Annotated in this window: 1 protein-coding gene; it reads left to right on the top strand. The window is 44.9% G+C overall.

Translation table 11 applies throughout. The annotated features are described in order from the left end of the window. Positions 1-336: hypothetical protein (locus HUS66_RS17585; protein WP_217488188.1), on the top strand; the 336-nt coding region annotated here is incomplete at both ends.

Below are 336 nucleotides of genomic sequence, written 5' to 3'. Positions count from 1 at the left end.
GCCACTAAACCTGAACCTGAAAAGGGTGGTCGTTACGCTGATCCTGATTGGACTCGCCTAACCAAATGCTCTTACGACAGGGATACAGGTAATTTCTATATCCTTGACATGAAATCTATGAGAGATAGGGCAGCATTGGTCGATAACTTAATCATGAAAACAGCCCGTGAAGATGGTTCAGACGTGTATCAGATCATTGCCCAAGACGCTGGGGCAGCGGGTAAAGAGGTAGCTGAAGCAAAACGTTCAAAGCTCCTTGCTCAAGGCAATAAACCCATCATTGTTAAGGCACGAAAATCAAAGCTTCAGAGTGCAGAGAACTTTCTAATTGCTTGC

This window comes from Onishia taeanensis, assembly GCF_013349955.1.
In the GTDB taxonomy this organism is placed as follows: domain Bacteria; phylum Pseudomonadota; class Gammaproteobacteria; order Pseudomonadales; family Halomonadaceae; genus Onishia; species Onishia taeanensis_B.
The sequence above is the reverse complement of the archived record's forward strand: the minus strand, read 5'-3'. Positions and strand labels throughout refer to the sequence as shown.